14 protein-coding genes are annotated in these 15,072 nt (G+C 71.6%); all 14 read left to right on the top strand.

Annotated features, from left to right (window positions below; translation table 11 throughout):
• Positions 1–241 precede the first annotated feature (241 nt).
• The 14 genes from OG776_RS10145 (at position 242) to OG776_RS10080 (ending at position 15,071) form a co-directional block, all read left to right on the top strand.
• On the top strand, positions 242–2,035 hold the full coding sequence (locus OG776_RS10145; protein WP_148012228.1) for a DUF5941 domain-containing protein: 1,794 nt from the start codon (positions 242–244) through the stop codon (positions 2,033–2,035).
• Positions 2,032–2,784, top strand: a complete 753-nt coding sequence (locus OG776_RS10140) for a phosphocholine cytidylyltransferase family protein (RefSeq protein WP_148012176.1) — start codon at positions 2,032–2,034, stop codon at positions 2,782–2,784. The genes OG776_RS10145 and OG776_RS10140 overlap by 4 nt, the downstream gene beginning before the upstream one ends.
• Positions 2,772–3,833: an iron-containing alcohol dehydrogenase family protein gene (locus OG776_RS10135; protein ID WP_148012175.1), complete on the top strand. Its 1,062-nt coding sequence runs from the start codon at positions 2,772–2,774 to the stop codon at positions 3,831–3,833. The genes OG776_RS10140 and OG776_RS10135 overlap by 13 nt, the downstream gene beginning before the upstream one ends.
• Positions 3,811–4,590, top strand: a complete 780-nt coding sequence (locus tag OG776_RS10130; protein WP_148012174.1) for a CDP-alcohol phosphatidyltransferase family protein — start codon at positions 3,811–3,813, stop codon at positions 4,588–4,590. Before OG776_RS10135 ends, OG776_RS10130 begins: the two co-directional genes overlap by 23 nt.
• Before the next feature lie 8 nt (positions 4,591–4,598).
• Positions 4,599–5,471: a glycosyltransferase family 2 protein gene (locus tag OG776_RS10125; RefSeq protein WP_443077246.1), complete on the top strand. Its 873-nt coding sequence runs from the start codon at positions 4,599–4,601 to the stop codon at positions 5,469–5,471.
• Positions 5,472–5,568: 97 nt separating this feature from the next.
• Positions 5,569–6,498 (top strand): ABC transporter permease, encoded by a 930-nt coding sequence (locus OG776_RS10120; RefSeq protein ID WP_148012172.1) that lies wholly within the window; start codon positions 5,569–5,571, stop codon positions 6,496–6,498.
• Complete coding sequence (locus OG776_RS10115; protein WP_329320188.1) at positions 6,491–7,264, top strand: ABC transporter ATP-binding protein; 774 nt, start codon at positions 6,491–6,493, stop codon at positions 7,262–7,264. Before OG776_RS10120 ends, OG776_RS10115 begins: the two co-directional genes overlap by 8 nt.
• Before the next feature lie 358 nt (positions 7,265–7,622).
• Entirely contained in the window at positions 7,623–8,525 is a 903-nt protein-coding gene (hpnC, locus tag OG776_RS10110; protein ID WP_148012171.1) for a squalene synthase HpnC, read from the top strand.
• Positions 8,522–9,472, top strand: a complete 951-nt coding sequence (gene hpnD / locus OG776_RS10105; protein WP_148012170.1) for a presqualene diphosphate synthase HpnD — start codon at positions 8,522–8,524, stop codon at positions 9,470–9,472. Before hpnC ends, hpnD begins: the two co-directional genes overlap by 4 nt.
• Complete coding sequence (locus tag OG776_RS10100; protein WP_222723844.1) at positions 9,472–9,612, top strand: DUF6380 family protein; 141 nt, start codon at positions 9,472–9,474, stop codon at positions 9,610–9,612. The genes hpnD and OG776_RS10100 overlap by 1 nt, the downstream gene beginning before the upstream one ends.
• Positions 9,609–11,150 (top strand): hydroxysqualene dehydroxylase HpnE, encoded by a 1,542-nt coding sequence (hpnE, locus tag OG776_RS10095; RefSeq protein WP_329320183.1) that lies wholly within the window; start codon positions 9,609–9,611, stop codon positions 11,148–11,150. Before OG776_RS10100 ends, hpnE begins: the two co-directional genes overlap by 4 nt.
• Complete coding sequence (locus OG776_RS10090; RefSeq protein ID WP_148012169.1) at positions 11,147–12,277, top strand: polyprenyl synthetase family protein; 1,131 nt, start codon at positions 11,147–11,149, stop codon at positions 12,275–12,277. The genes hpnE and OG776_RS10090 overlap by 4 nt, the downstream gene beginning before the upstream one ends.
• A gap of 149 nt (positions 12,278–12,426) precedes the next feature.
• Positions 12,427–14,430: a squalene--hopene cyclase gene (shc, locus tag OG776_RS10085; RefSeq protein WP_329320179.1), complete on the top strand. Its 2,004-nt coding sequence runs from the start codon at positions 12,427–12,429 to the stop codon at positions 14,428–14,430.
• Complete coding sequence (locus OG776_RS10080; protein ID WP_329320177.1) at positions 14,430–15,071, top strand: phosphorylase family protein; 642 nt, start codon at positions 14,430–14,432, stop codon at positions 15,069–15,071. The genes shc and OG776_RS10080 overlap by 1 nt, the downstream gene beginning before the upstream one ends.
• Position 15,072: the final 1 nt, after the last annotated feature.

The raw sequence follows: 15,072 nt of genomic DNA, 5'->3' as shown, positions 1-15,072 counted from the left end.
TGATCGCGGCGGAGGCGGCCGCTCAGACCAGGTTGATCGGACCGTGAACGGGTGGTGAACACCCGCTTCCCATCATCCGATAGCCTCTGCCGACATGCCGCCCCGGCGGCCACAGGCGCTCTCCGCGCGCTCCCGCCCGCCCCGGGTCGGACGGCGGGAGGACGAGGAGAGGGCCCGGCCCGGGCCGTCCCACCACGCACATGCCGGCGCCAGGCCGCCCGGCACCCAGGGAGTGAGTTCGCTGTCGACCGCCATCCTCACCGGCCAGCCGGTCCCCGGATCGTCGCTCGAGGGCGATCTGCGGTCGCTCGGGTTCGACGTCCACTCCGCCGCGGAGGCCGGTGACGCCGAGACCCTGCTGGCAGCCGTGCCCGCGGGGGAGCGGGTCGCCCTCGTCGACGCCCGCTTCGTCGGGCACCCGCACGCCCTGCGCCTCGGCCTCACCGACCCCCGCTTCCCGGCCTCCGCCGTCCCCGGCGCCGTCGCCGTGCAGCCGGAGGCCCGCCGGGCGCTGACCCGCGCCCTGGCCCGCGAGAGCTCCGCCGCCGGCGGCCTGGCCGTCGCGACCGACAACCTCGCCGAGCGTCTCACCGCGGCCCTCGACGCGGACGGCGTCGCCGTCCACCGCCCGGAACTGGGGTCCCTGGTCGCCGCGGTCCCCGGTGACCCGCAGGAGCGCAACGAGATCCGGCAGGCCGTCGCCTCCGTGGACGACGAGGCGGTCCGGCTGCGCAGCGCCGTGAAGGCCCGCGACGGCTTCTTCACCACGTACTGCATCAGCCCGTACTCCCGCTACCTCGCCCGCTGGTGCGCCCGCCGCGGCCTGACCCCGAACCAGGTCACCACCGCCTCGCTGCTGACCGCGCTGATCGCCGCGGGCTGTGCCGCCACCGGCACCCGCGCCGGGTTCGTCGCGGCCGGCCTGCTGCTCCTCTTCTCCTTCGTCCTGGACTGCACCGACGGGCAGCTCGCCCGCTACTCCCTGCAGTACTCGACACTCGGCGCCTGGCTGGACGCGACCTTCGACCGCGCCAAGGAGTACGCCTACTACGCCGGACTCGCCCTCGGCGCGGCCCGCGGCGGCGACGACGTGTGGGCGCTCGCCCTGGGCGCGATGATCCTGCAGACCTGCCGGCACGTCGTCGACTTCTCCTTCAACGAGGCGAACCACGACGCCACGGCCAACACCAGCCCCACCGCGGCCCTCTCCGGCAAGCTCGACAGCGTCGGCTGGACGGTCTGGGTGCGCCGGATGATAGTCCTGCCCATCGGCGAACGATGGGCGATGATCGCCGTTCTCACGGCTCTGACCACACCCCGCATCACCTTCTACGCGCTGCTCGCCGGCTGCGCCTTCGCGGCCACGTACACCACGGCCGGCCGCGTGCTGCGCTCGCTCACCCGCAAGGCCCGGCGCACGGACCGGGCCGCGCAGGCGCTGGCCGACCTCGCGGACAGCGGACCGCTCGTCGAACTGCTGGTCCGCCGCGTCCGCGGCACCGTCCGGCACGCCGCGCCCGTCAGCGCCTTCGTCGGCGGCTTCCTCGTGGTCGCCTCGGCCGTGCTGTGGGGCCCCGGCTGGCAGACCGTCGTGTTCGCCGTCGTCCACACGCTCATGTCCGCCGTCGCCGTCGCCCGCCCCCTCAAGGGCGCCCTCGACTGGCTCGTCCCCCCGGTCTTCCGGGCCGCCGAGTACCTCACCGTTCTGGTACTGGCAGTCGAAGCCGACGTGAACGGAGCGCTTCCGGCGGCTTTCGGCCTGGTGGCCGCGGTCGCCTACCATCACTACGACACGGTGTACCGCATCCGCGGCAACGCGGGCGCGCCGCCGCAGTGGCTGGTGCGGGCGACCGGCGGCCACGAGGGCAGGACGCTGCTGGTCACCGTCCTGGCCGCGGTGCTCACCGCCGCACAGTTCGAGGTCGCGCTCACGGTGCTCGCCGTGGCCGTGGCCGTGCTGGTGCTCTTCGAGAGCATCCGCTTCTGGGCGTCCTCCGGGGCGCCCGCCGTACACGATGAAGGAGAACCCGCATGATCGGCCTCGTGCTGGCGGCCGGCGCCGGACGGCGTCTGCGCCCCTACACCGACAGCCTCCCCAAGGCTCTCGTGCCGGTTGGTCCCGCGGGCATAGAGGACAGCATCACGGTCCTGGACCTGACCCTCGGCAACTTCGCGGAGATCGGTCTCACCGAGGTCGGCATCATCGTCGGCTACCGCAAGGAGGCCGTCTACGACCGCAAGGCGGCCCTGGAGGAGAAGTACGGCCTGCGGATCACCCTCATCGACAACGACAAGGCCGAGGAGTGGAACAACGCCTACTCCCTGTGGTGCGGCCGTGACGCCCTCACGGACGGTGTGATCCTCGCCAACGGCGACACCGTGCACCCGGTCTCCGTCGAGCGGACCCTGCTCGCCGCCCGTGGCGAGGGCAAGCGGATCATCCTGGCCCTGGACACGGTCAAGAAGCTCGCCGACGAGGAGATGAAGGTGGTCGTGGACCCCGCCAAGGGTGTCCGCAGGATCACCAAGCTCATGGACCCCGCGGAGGCCACCGGCGAGTACATCGGCGTCACCCTCATCGAGGGCGCGGCCGCCGCCGATCTCGCCGACGCCCTGAAGACGGTGTGGGAGACGGACCCGCAGCAGTTCTACGAGCACGGCTACCAGGAGCTCGTGAACCGGGGCTTCCGGATCGACGTGGCACCGATCGGCGACGTCAAGTGGGTCGAGATCGACAACCACGAGGACCTCGCCAAGGGACGTGAGATCGCGTGCCAGTACTGACGAGGCTCATTCCCTCGCCGGTCGTCGTCGACATCCGTCCGGGTGCCCTGGACGACCTGGCGAGCGTGCTCTCCGACGAGCGGATCTCCCACTCGGGCAAGCTGGCCGTGGCGGTCAGCGGCGGCTCGGGAGCCGGGCTGCGCGAGCGGCTCGCCCCCGCCCTGCCCGGCGCCACCTGGTACGAGGTCGGCGGCGGCACCCTCGACGACGCGATCCGGCTCGCCGGCGCCATAAGGGCCGGCCACTACGACGCCGTCGTGGGACTGGGCGGCGGCAAGATCATCGACTGTGCGAAGTTCGCCGCCGCGCGGGTCGGCCTGCCCCTGGTCGCCGTGCCGACGAACCTCGCTCACGACGGCCTGTGCTCCCCGGTCGCCACGCTCGACAACGACGCGGGCCGCGGGTCCTACGGCGTGCCGAACCCGATCGCGGTCGTCATCGACCTCGACGTGATCCGCGAGGCCCCCGTGCGCTTCGTCCGGGCCGGCATCGGCGACGCCGTCTCCAACATCTCCGCGATCGCGGACTGGGAACTGGCCAACCGCGTCAAGGGGGAGAAGATCGACGGCCTGGCCGCCGCGATGGCACGGCAGGCCGGCGAGGCCGTGCTGCGTCACCCCGGCGGCGTCGGGGACAACGACTTCCTCCAGGTGCTCGCCGAGGCACTGGTCCTCAGCGGCATCGCCATGTCCGTGTCGGGCGACTCAAGGCCCTCCTCGGGCGCCTGCCACGAGATCAACCACGCCTTCGACCTCCTCTTCCCCAAGCGCGCCGCGAGCCACGGCGAGCAGTGCGGCCTGGGGGCGGCCTTCGCGATGTACCTGCGGGGGGCGCACGAGGAGTCGGTGTACATGGCCGAGGTACTGCACCGCCACGGGCTGCCGGTGCTGCCCGAGGAGATCGGCTTCACGGTGGACGAGTTCGTCCAGGTCGTGGAGTTCGCCCCCCAGACCCGGCCGGGCCGCTACACGATCCTCGAACACCTCGACCTGAAAACCCACCAGATCAAGGACATCTACTCCGACTATGCCAAGGCCATCAGTAGCTGAACTCCGCCCCGTCGTTCATCCCGCAGGGGTGAAGGACCGGCGCAGCGGTGAGCATTGGGCGGGACGCCTGTACATGCGAGAGATCTCGCTGCGCTGCGACCGCTACCTGGTGAACACCAGGGTCACGCCCAACCAGCTCACCTACCTGATGACCGTCTGCGGCGTGCTCGCGGCCCCGGCCCTGCTGGTGCCGGGGATCGCGGGCGCCGTGCTCGGCGTGGTCGCGGTCCAGCTGTACCTGCTGCTTGACTGCGTCGACGGCGAGATCGCGCGCTGGAAGAAGCAGTACTCGCTCGGCGGGGTCTACCTGGACCGCGTCGGCGCCTACCTGACCGACGCGGCCGTCCTCGTCGGCCTCGGGCTGCGCGCCGCCGACCTGTGGGGCACCGGGCGCGTCGACTGGCTGTGGGCCTTCCTCGGCACCCTGGCGGCCCTCGGCGCGATCCTGGTCAAGGCCGAGACCGACCTCGTCGGCGTCGCCCGCCACCAGGGCGGGCTGCCGCCGGTCAAGGAGGCGGCGTCCGAGCCCCGCTCGTCCGGCATGGCCCTCGCGCGCCGGGCCGCCGGCGCGCTCAGGTTCCACCGGCTGATCCTCGGCATCGAGGCGTCGCTGCTGATCCTGGTCCTCGCCATCGCCGACCAGGTCAGGGGCGACCTGTTCTTCACCCGCCTCGGCACCGCGGTGCTCGCCGGCATCGCGCTCGTGCAGACCCTGCTGCACCTCGTGTCCATCCTCGCGTCCAGCAGGCTCAAGTGAGCGCGGCGATGAAGGTCGGCGCAGTCGTCATCACCATGGGCAACCGTCCCGACGAGCTCCGGGCCCTGCTGGACTCCGTGGCGAAGCAGGACGGCGACCGTGTCGAGGTGGTCGTGGTCGGCAACGGTTCGCCCGTCCCGGACGTCCCCGAGGGCATACGCACCGTCGAGCTGCCCGAGAACCTCGGCATACCCGGCGGCCGCAACGTCGGTATCGAGGCCTTCGGGCCCGGCGGCGCCGACATGGACATCCTGCTCTTCCTCGACGACGACGGACTCCTGGCCACCCACGACACCGCCGAGCTGTGCCGCCGGGCCTTCGCCGACGACCCGGAGCTCGGGATCATCAGCTTCCGGATCGCCGACCCGGAGACCGGCGAGACCCAGCGCCGGCACGTGCCGCGGCTGCGTGCCTCGGACCCCATGCGCTCCTCCCGGGTCACGACCTTCCTCGGCGGCGCCAACGCGGTCCGCACAAAGGTCTTCGGCCAGGTCGGAGGGCTCCCCGACGAGTTCTTCTACGCCCACGAGGAGACCGACCTGGCCTGGCGGGCGCTCGACGCGGGCTGGATGATCGACTACCGGTCCGACATGGTGCTGAACCACCCGACCACGGCGCCCTCGCGGCACGCGGTCTACCACCGGATGGTGGCCCGCAACCGCGTCTGGCTCGCCCGCCGGAACCTTCCCGCACCGCTCGTCCCCGTGTATCTGGGGGTGTGGATGCTCCTGACCCTGGCCCGCCGCCCCTCCGCACCCGCGCTGAAGGCCTGGTTCGGCGGGTTCAAGGAGGGCTGGACCAGCCCGTGCGGACGCAGGCGGCCCATGAAGTGGCGTACGGTGTGGCGGCTGACCAGACTGGGCCGTCCTCCCGTCATCTGACAAGCTCGTTCCTGTGAGCACGTGGTCCCGACCCCGGTCCCGTGCCATGGCCCTGCCCCACCCGGCCGTGCGCATCCGAAGACGAAAGTTTCCCCTTGTGAGTGACACAACGCAGGACGGAGCGGTCGCGGTGAGCGACCGCCCGTCGCCCGATGACGGGCTCTCCGCCGCCGAGCTGGCCGGAAAGTACGGGCTCGCCGTCAGCGGCGCCCGGCCCGGTCTCGTCGAGTACGTGCGTCAGCTGTGGGGGCGCCGGCACTTCATCCTCGCCTTCTCGCAGGCGAAGCTGACCGCCCAGTACAGCCAGGCCAAGCTGGGCCAGCTGTGGCAGGTGGCGACGCCGCTGCTGAACGCCGCCGTGTACTACTTCATCTTCGGTCTGATCCTCAAGGCCAGCCGAGGGATGTCGCACGACACCTACATCCCCTTCCTGGTGACCGGGGTCTTCGTCTTCACCTTCACCCAGAGCTCGATCATGGCCGGCGTCCGCGCGATCTCGGGGAACCTCGGCCTGGTCCGCGCCCTGCACTTCCCGCGCGCCTCGCTGCCCATCTCCTTCGCGCTCCAGCAGCTCCAGCAGCTGCTGTTCTCGATGCTCGTGCTGTTCGTCGTGGCGATCGCCTTCGGCAGCTACCCGGGTCTGTCCTGGCTGCTGATCGTGCCGGTGCTCGTGCTGCAGTTCCTCTTCAACACCGGCCTCGCACTCATCGTGGCCAGGCTGGGCGCGAAGACGCCGGACCTCGCCCAGCTGATGCCGTTCATCCTGCGCACCTGGATGTACACCTCGGGTGTCATGTTCTCCATCAGCAACATGCTCGTGGGCCGCCCGGAGTGGGTCATCCGCGCGCTCCAGGTGAACCCGGCCGCGGTCTACATGGACCTGATGCGCTTCGCGCTCATCGACGGATACGGTGCCTCGCACCTGCCCCCGCACGTGTGGGCGATCGCCACCTTCTGGGCCGTGCTCCTCGCCGGGGGCGGGTTCGTGTACTTCTGGAAGGCGGAAGAGAGGTACGGCCGTGGCTGACCAGGTGTCCCACATCCCCACCGTCATCGCGGACGAGCTGCACATCGTCTACCGCGTGAACGGCGCCAAGACCGGCAAGGGCAGCGCCACCGCCGCGCTCAGCCGCATCGTCAAGCGCGGCGAGGAGCGGGGCGTGCGCAAGGTGCACGCCGTCAGGGGCGTCTCCTTCACCGCCTACCGCGGTGAGGCGATCGGCCTGATCGGCTCCAACGGCTCCGGCAAGTCGACCCTGCTGCGGGCCATCGCCGGACTGCTGCCCGCCGAGAAGGGCAAGGTCTACACCGACGGCCAGCCCTCGCTGCTGGGCGTGAACGCGGCCCTGATGAACGACCTCACGGGCGAGCGGAACGTCATCCTGGGCGGCCTCGCGATGGGCATGTCCCGCGAGCAGATCAAGGAGCGCTACCAGGAGATCGTCGACTTCTCGGGCATCAACGAGAAGGGCGACTTCATCACCCTGCCGATGCGGACCTACTCCTCCGGCATGGCGGCGCGGCTGCGCTTCTCCATCGCGGCGGCCAAGGACCACGACGTGCTGATGATCGACGAGGCGCTGGCCACCGGCGACCGCTCCTTCCAGAAGCGCTCCGAGCAGCGCATCCGCGAGCTGCGCAAGAGCGCGGGCACGGTGTTCCTGGTCAGCCACAACAACAAGTCGATCCGCGACACCTGCGACCGCGTCCTGTGGCTGGAACGCGGTGAGCTGCGGATGGACGGCCCGACCGAAGAGGTCCTCAAGGAGTACGAGAAGTTCACGGGCAAATGACCCGTCTCGACCAGGGCCCCGCCGGAACGGTTCGGCGGGGCCCTGCGTCTGCAAAGGAAACGCCAACTCCGGCTGCCCTTAGGAATCTTGACGCCAATCGGTGTGTTGTTGTGATGTGCAGGACACCCCGACGGACCGTGCAGCGTTGTACAACGTAAGCTGTACCGGTGCTGAATCGCGGCAAGTGGGGCGATATTGCGCGACGCCCGGTACCTGCGCGCTGCGCGGACCTCCGGGCGGCGTGTCCGAAATGGGCAGTATTGGGTCGGCAGTGTAGAACGGGAGATGTGACGGCAATGGCTACGGAAACTCTCCAGCTCCGCGATGCGTGTGCCGTCCCCGCGCCGGGCGGCGAGCGGTGACCGAAGCCGGGACGGCCCGCTCCGGAGACCCGGAGCGCGGCACCCTCGACAAGGCCGCGGACGAGAACTTCCCCGTCGCGCCCTTCTTCCTGCCCCGGGCGTGGCGCGACGACCTGATGGCGGTCTACGGCTTCGCCCGCCTCGTCGACGACATCGGTGACGGCGACCTCGCCCCCGGCGGCGCCGACGCCCGGCTGCTCGGCGTGTCGCCGGAGGGGGCCGAGGACCGGCTCCTCCTGCTCGACGCCCTCGAGGCGGACCTCCACCGGGTGTTCGATTCGACCCCGCGCCACCCGCTGCTGCTGCGCCTGCGGCCCACGGTCCGCCGCGCCGGCCTCACCCCCGAGCCCTTCCTCGGCCTGATCGGGGCCAACCGCCAGGACCAGGTCGTCACGCGCTACGAGACGTACGACGACCTGTTGGCCTACTGCGAACTGTCCGCCAACCCGGTGGGCCGCCTGGTCCTCTCGGTCACCGGTACCTCGACGCCCGAGCGGATCCGCCGCTCCGACGCGGTGTGCACGGCGCTGCAGATCGTCGAGCACCTCCAGGACGTCGCCGAGGACCTCGGCCGCGACCGCATCTACCTTCCCGCCGAGGACATGAAGCGTTTCCATGTCCAGGAGGCGGATCTCGCCACGGCCACAGCAGGCGCATCGGCGCGCGCGCTGGTTGCATACGAAGCAGAACGCGCGCTCCACCTCCTGAATGAAGGCACCCCCCTCGTGGGTAGCGTCCACGGCAGGCTCAAGCTGCTGCTCGCGGGGTTCGTGGCAGGGGGAAGGGCGGCGATCCGTGCGATCGCCGCCGCTGAATACGACGTACTTCCCGGCCCGCCCAAGCCCGGCAAGCTCCAGTTGCTGCGCGAGGTGGGAGTGACTCTGCGAGGAAAGGGGTGATCCGGACCGTGGAGTCGGAACAACACGTGTCCGCACCGGTACTCGCCGCTTACAGCTACTGCGAAGCAGTGACCGGTCAGCAGGCGCGCAATTTCGCGTACGGCATCCGACTTCTCCCGACGCCCAAGCGTCGTGCGATGTCGGCGCTCTACGCGTTCTCACGGCGTGTCGACGACATCGGCGACGGCACGCTCGCACCGGACGTGAAGGCGGCCCGTCTGCAGGACACCAGGGCGCTGCTCACCCGGGTCCGCGAGGGCCGGGTCGACGAGGACGACACCGACCCGGTCGCGGTCGCCCTCAGTCACACCGCGGCGTCCTTCCCGGTGCCGCTCGGCGGCCTCGACGAGCTCATCGACGGCGTCCTCATGGACGTACGCGGTGAGACGTACGAGACCTGGGACGACCTCAAGGTGTACTGCCGCTGCGTGGCCGGGGCGATCGGGCGGCTCTCGCTCGGTGTGTTCGGCACGGAACCGGGGGCGCGAGGCGCCGAACGCGCGCCGGAGTACGCCGACACGCTCGGGCTCGCGCTCCAGCTCACCAACATCCTGCGGGACGTCCGCGAGGACGCCGGCGACGGGCGCACCTACCTGCCCGCCGACGACCTCGCGAAGTTCGGCTGCTCGGCCGGTTTCGACGGGCCGACGCCGCCGGAGGGCTCCGACTTCGCGGGCCTGGTGCACTTCGAGGTGAGACGGGCCCGGACCCTCTTCGCGGAGGGTTACCGGCTGCTGCCCATGCTGGACCGGCGCAGCGGCGCCTGCGTCGCGGCGATGGCCGGCATCTACCGGCGGCTGCTGGACCGTATCGAGCGGGACCCGGAGGCGGTGCTGCGCGGACGCGTCTCGCTGCCGGGCCGGGAGAAGGCGTACGTCGCCGTGCGCGGCCTGTCCGGTCTGGACGCGCGGCACGTGTCCCGCCGCACCGTCAGGAGGCGCACCTGATGGACAATCCGGTCCAAGGTGATTCCGCCGGAGGAAAGCGGCAGGCAACCCTCCGGTGGTCCGCGGCGTCCCTGACTGCGACGGCCGGTCGTACACCGTTCGAGTACCGCGGCGGGCCGCAGGGGGAGGGCGCACGATGAGCGAGGCCACGCAGCCGGGGGAGCCGGGCGCGGACGGTCCGGTCGGCCCGGACCGTGCCGGCACGTCCGCGGGCACGGCCGGGACGGGCACGTCCGCCGTGGTGGTCGGTGGCGGGCTCGCCGGGATCACCGCCGCGCTCTCGCTCGCCGACGCCGGGGTGCGCGTGACGCTGCTGGAGGGCAGACCGCGGCTCGGCGGGCTGGCCTTCTCCTTCCGGCGCGGCGAGCTCACCGTCGACAACGGCCAGCACGTGTTCCTGCGCTGCTGCACCGCCTACCGGTGGTTCCTCGACCGCATCGACGCGACCTCGCTGGCACCGCTGCAGGATCGTCTCGACGTGCCCGTTCTCGACGCGGACGGCACCCCGGGACGGCGGCTCGGGAGAATCGGCCGCACCGCGCTGCCGGTGCCCCTGCATCTCGCGCGCAGCCTGGCGACCTATCAGCATCTCTCGCTCACCGAGCGCGCCAAGGTCGGCCGTGCCGCTCTGGCGCTCAAGGCGCTCGACCTGGACGACCCGGCGCTCGACGACCAGGACTTCGGCAGCTGGCTCGCCGCGCACGGTCAGTCGGAGCGTGCCGTCGAGGCACTGTGGGACCTCGTGGGGGTCGCCACCCTCAACGCGGTGGCCGGAGACTCCTCGCTCGGGCTCGCCGCGATGGTGTTCAAGACCGGTCTGCTGTCCGACCCGGGCGCGGCCGACATCGGCTGGGCACGCGTCCCGCTGGGCGAACTGCACGACACGCTGGCCCGCAAGGCGCTCGGCTCCGCGGGCGTCCGTACCGAGGTCCGTACACGAGTCACCTCCATCTCCCGACACGAGAACGGGCGTTGGAGCGTTCAGGTTCCCGGCGAGACACTCGACGCGGACACCGTGGTGCTCGCCGTGCCCCAGCGCGAGGCGCACGATCTGCTGCCGGCGGGCGCCCTGGACGCCCCCGAGCGGCTCCTGGAGATCGGCGACGCGCCGATCCTCAACGTCCACGTGGTCTACGACCGCAAGGTGCTCACCCGTCCGTTCTTCGCCGCGCTCGGCTCGCCGGTGCAGTGGGTCTTCGACCGCACCGAGGCGTCGGGGCTGCGGGAGGGGCAGTACCTGGCCCTGTCCCAGTCGGCCGCGCAGCTGGAGATCGAGGAGCCCGTCGCCGTGCTGCGCGAGCGCTATCTGCCGGAGCTGGAGCGGCTGCTGCCCGCCGCCCGCGACGCGGAGGTGAAGGACTTCTTCGTGACCCGGGAGCGCACCGCGACGTTCGCCCCCGCCCCCGGCGTCGGGCGGCTGCGGCCCGGCGCCCGTACCAAGGCTCCCGGCCTGTATCTGGCCGGCGCGTGGACCGCCACCGGGTGGCCCGCGACCATGGAGAGCGCGGTCCGCAGCGGTGCCGTTGCGGCGGCAGCCGCACTGGGCGCCCTGGGCCGGCCGCGCGATCACCTCCTCCGGTTCGAGGAGACGGCCCGCACCCTGCCGGGGGACGCACCCCCGGCGTCCGGCCGGACACCGGCGGGAACCGGCGCTTCACCGCGAGGTGGACTCAGGTGAGGGTCGAGCAGCGCGCGGTGGACCCCCGCACCCCCGGTACCGCAACAAGAGGAGAGACTGTGCCCACTGTGCCCCCGGCCGAATCGGCTGCCGACGCGGTGGACGTGACCGCGCTCCTGGAGCGCGGCCGGACCCTGGCCACACCGGTGCTGAAAGCGGCCGTCGACCGTCTGGCGTCGCCCATGGACACGGTCGCCGCCTACCACTTCGGCTGGATCGACGCGGCGGGCAACCCCGCCGACGGCGACGGCGGCAAGGCGGTGCGCCCGGCGCTGGCCGTGCTGTCCGCGCAGGCCGCCGGGGCCGCTCCGGAGGTCGGCGTGCCCGGCGCGGTCGCGGTGGAGCTGGTGCACAACTTCTCGCTGCTGCACGACGACCTGATGGACGGCGACGAGCAGCGCCGTCACCGCGACACCGTCTGGAAGGTGCACGGCCCCGCCCAGGCGATCCTGGTCGGCGACGCCCTGTTCGCGCTGGCCAACGAGATCCTCCTCGAACTCGGCACCGCCGAGGCCGGCCGCGCCACCCGCCGCCTGACCACCGCCACCCGCGCCCTCATCGACGGCCAGGCACAGGACATCTCCTACGAGCACCGCGACCGGGTCAGCGTCGAGGAGTGCCTGGAGATGGAGGGCAACAAGACGGGCGCCCTGCTCGCCTGCGCCTGCTCGATCGGCGCGGTCCTCGGCGGCGCGGACGACCGCACCGCCGACACCCTGGAGCGGTACGGCTACCACCTCGGACTGGCCTTCCAGGCCGTCGACGACCTCCTCGGCATCTGGGGCGACCCGGAGGCCACCGGCAAGCAGACCTGGAGTGATCTGCGCCAGCGCAAGAAGTCCCTGCCGGTCGTGGCGGCGCTCGCCGCGGGCGGGCCCGCCTCGGAACGGCTCGGCCGGCTGCTGGCCGAGGACGCCAAGGCCAGCGACTTCGAGAACTTCTCCGAGGAGGAGTTCGCGGCCCGCGCCGCGCTCATCGAGGAGGCGGGCGGCCGCGAGTGGACCGCCCAGGAGGCACGCCGTCAGCACACCATCGCCATCGAGGCCCTGAACGCCGTCGAGATGCCCGACCGGGTGCGGGCCGAACTCGTGGCGCTCGCCGACTTCGTCGTCGTACGGAAGAGATGATCACTATCGGTCGAATAAACCTCGCGTAGTCGCCGGCCGGCGTCTTCCCCGGGTCCTTCGTTCCGTACCGGACCGGGGATCCACGAGAGCGACACACCGGCCGACGGCGGACCCACAGCAGAGACGTACCACTGCACGAAGGGGAAGCCATGACAGCGACGACCGACGGAAGCACCGGGGCCGTGCCGCCCCGGGCTGCCGCGGCCAGCGAAACCCATCCAGAGACGACTCCCGTGGCGGCCGGGACGGTCGAGACCCGAGACGTCGCCAAGATCGCCATAGAGCGTGCCGTCGACCACCTGCTCGCACGGCAGGACGCCGAGGGCTGGTGGAAGGGCGACCTCGAGACCAACGTCACCATGGACGCCGAGGACCTGCTGCTGCGTCAGTTCCTGGGCATCCGCGACGAGAAGACCACCCACGCCGCCGGCCTGTTCATCCGCGGAGAGCAGCGCGCGGACGGCGCCTGGGCCACGTTCTACAACGGTCCGGGCGACCTCTCCGCCACCGTCGAGGCGTATGTCGCCCTGCGGCTGACCGGGGACGCCCCCGAAGCGCCGCACATGACGAAGGCCGCCGCCTGGGTGCGGGAACGGGGCGGCATCGCCTCGGCCCGCGTCTTCACCCGCATCTGGCTCGCCCTGTTCGGCTGGTGGAAGTGGGACGACCTCCCCGAACTCCCGCCGGAACTCATCTACTTCCCGAAGTGGATGCCGCTCAACATCTACGACTTCGGGTGCTGGGCACGGCAGACGATCGTGCCGCTCACCATCGTCTCGGCGAAGCGCCCGGTGCGGCCCGCGCCGTTCCCGCTGGACGAGCTGCACACCGACCCGGACCACCCGAACCCGGTCGGGCCCATCGCCCCCATGGCGAGTTGGGACGGCGTCTTCCAGCGGCTGGACAAGGCGCTGCACCAGTACCGCAAGGTCGCGCCGGGACCGCTGCGCCGGGCCGCGATGAACGCGGCGGCACGCTGGATCATCGAACGGCAGGAGAACGACGGCTGCTGGGGCGGCATCCAGCCGCCCGCGGTGTACTCGGTCATCGCGCTGCACCTGCTCGGCTACGACCTCGAACACCCCGTGATGCGCGCCGGACTGGAGTCCCTGGAACGCTTCACGGTCTGGCGCGAGGACGGCGCCCGGATGATCGAGGCCTGCCAGTCGCCGGTCTGGGACACCTGCCTGGCCACCATCGCGCTCGCCGACGCGGGCCTGCCCGCCGATCACCCGCAACTGGTCAAGGCCGCGGACTGGATGCTCGGCGAGGAGATCGTCAGACCCGGCGACTGGTCGGTGAAGCGCCCCCATCTCCCGCCCGGCGGCTGGGCGTTCGAGTTCCACAACGACAACTACCCCGACATCGACGACACCGCCGAGGTGGTCCTCGCGCTGCGCCGCGTGCGCCATCACGACCCGGAACGCGTCGAGAAGGCGATCGGGCGCGGAGTGCGCTGGAACCTGGGCATGCAGTCGAAGGACGGCGGCTGGGGTGCGTTCGACGTCGACAACACCAGCTCCTTCCCCAACCGGCTGCCGTTCTGCGACTTCGGCGAGGTGATCGACCCGCCGTCGGCGGACGTCACCGCGCACGTGGTCGAGATGCTCGCGGTGGAGGGCCTCGCGCACGACCCGCGTACCCGCCGGGGCATCGAGTGGCTGCTCGCCGAACAGGAGCCGAACGGCTCCTGGTTCGGGCGCTGGGGCGTCAACTACATCTACGGCACGGGGTCGGTGGTGCCCGCACTGGCGGCCGCCGGTCTGCCCGCCTCGCACCCGGCGATCCGCCGGGCGGTCGGCTGGCTGGAGACCGTCCAGAACGAGGACGGCGGCTGGGGCGAGGACCTGCGCTCCTACGACGACGCCGCCGAATGGAGCGGCCGGGGCGCCTCGACCGCCTCCCAGACCGGGTGGGCGCTCCTCGCGCTGCTCGCGGCCGGGGAGCGCGACTCCAAGGCGGTGGAGCGCGGCGTCGCCTGGCTCGCGGAGACCCAGCTGGCGGACGGCTCCTGGGACGAGCCGTACTTCACCGGCACCGGGTTCCCGTGGGACTTCTCGATCAACTACCACCTCTACCGGCAGGTCTTCCCGCTCACCGCGCTCGGCCGCTATGTCAACGGCGAGCCGTTCATCGAGGTCAAGGGGGGTTGATGAGCACCAAGCCCGAAGCGGCGCCGCTGCTGATCGCCTGTGCGCTCGGCATCGAGCACCTCGCCCTGCGCACCGGCGACCGGAGCGGTTCCGACGGGCCCGTCACCGTCCTGCGCACCGGCATGGGACCCAGGGCCGCCGAGCTCGCGCTCACCCGGGCCCTCGCCGGACCGGATCTGCGCGGGGCGGCCGTCCTGGCCACCGGGTTCTGCGCGGGGCTCGCCCCGGGCATGCACCCCGGCGACCTGGTGGTCGCCGAGGAGACCCGCGACCCGCACGGCAGCACCCCGTGCGCGGGCACCGAACTGCTGGTCAAGGAGCTGGCGCGCGCCGCGCCCGGGCGCACCGTCCACACGGGGCCGCTCACCGGCTCCGATCACGTCGTCCGCGGTCACGAACGGTCGGACCTGTTCGCGACCGGCGCCATCGCGGTCGACATGGAGTCCGCGGCCACGCTGCACAGCGCCGTCCGCGCGGGTCCACGTCCGGTTGCGGCCGTCCGGGTGGTCGTGGACGCTCCAGAACATGAACTCGTCCGTATCGGCACGGTGCGCGGTGGAATATCAGCTTTCCGTGTTCTCCGTGCCATCCTTCCCGCTTTCTTTGAATGGCACCGTTCTTTGCTGCTCCCTCGGAGGTGAG

The organism is Streptomyces sp. NBC_01689 (assembly GCF_036250675.1).
Classification (GTDB): domain Bacteria; phylum Actinomycetota; class Actinomycetes; order Streptomycetales; family Streptomycetaceae; genus Streptomyces.
The sequence above is the reverse complement of the archived record's forward strand: the minus strand, read 5'-3'. Positions and strand labels throughout refer to the sequence as shown.

What these genes read in the sequence shown, in the direction of transcription:
- OG776_RS10140 (WP_148012176.1), top strand. Translation starts at nt 2,032, where the DNA reads ATGATCGGCCTCGTGCTGGCGGCCGGCGCCGGACGGCGTCTGCGCCCC.
- OG776_RS10125 (WP_443077246.1), top strand. Translation starts at nt 4,599, where the DNA reads ATGAAGGTCGGCGCAGTCGTCATCACCATGGGCAACCGTCCCGACGAG.
- hpnE (WP_329320183.1), top strand. Translation starts at nt 9,609, where the DNA reads ATGAGCGAGGCCACGCAGCCGGGGGAGCCGGGCGCGGACGGTCCGGTC.
- OG776_RS10080 (WP_329320177.1), top strand. Translation starts at nt 14,430, where the DNA reads ATGAGCACCAAGCCCGAAGCGGCGCCGCTGCTGATCGCCTGTGCGCTC.
- OG776_RS10130 (WP_148012174.1), top strand. Translation starts at nt 3,811, where the DNA reads ATGCCAAGGCCATCAGTAGCTGAACTCCGCCCCGTCGTTCATCCCGCA.
- OG776_RS10100 (WP_222723844.1), top strand. Translation starts at nt 9,472, where the DNA reads ATGGACAATCCGGTCCAAGGTGATTCCGCCGGAGGAAAGCGGCAGGCA.
- shc (WP_329320179.1), top strand. Translation starts at nt 12,427, where the DNA reads ATGACAGCGACGACCGACGGAAGCACCGGGGCCGTGCCGCCCCGGGCT.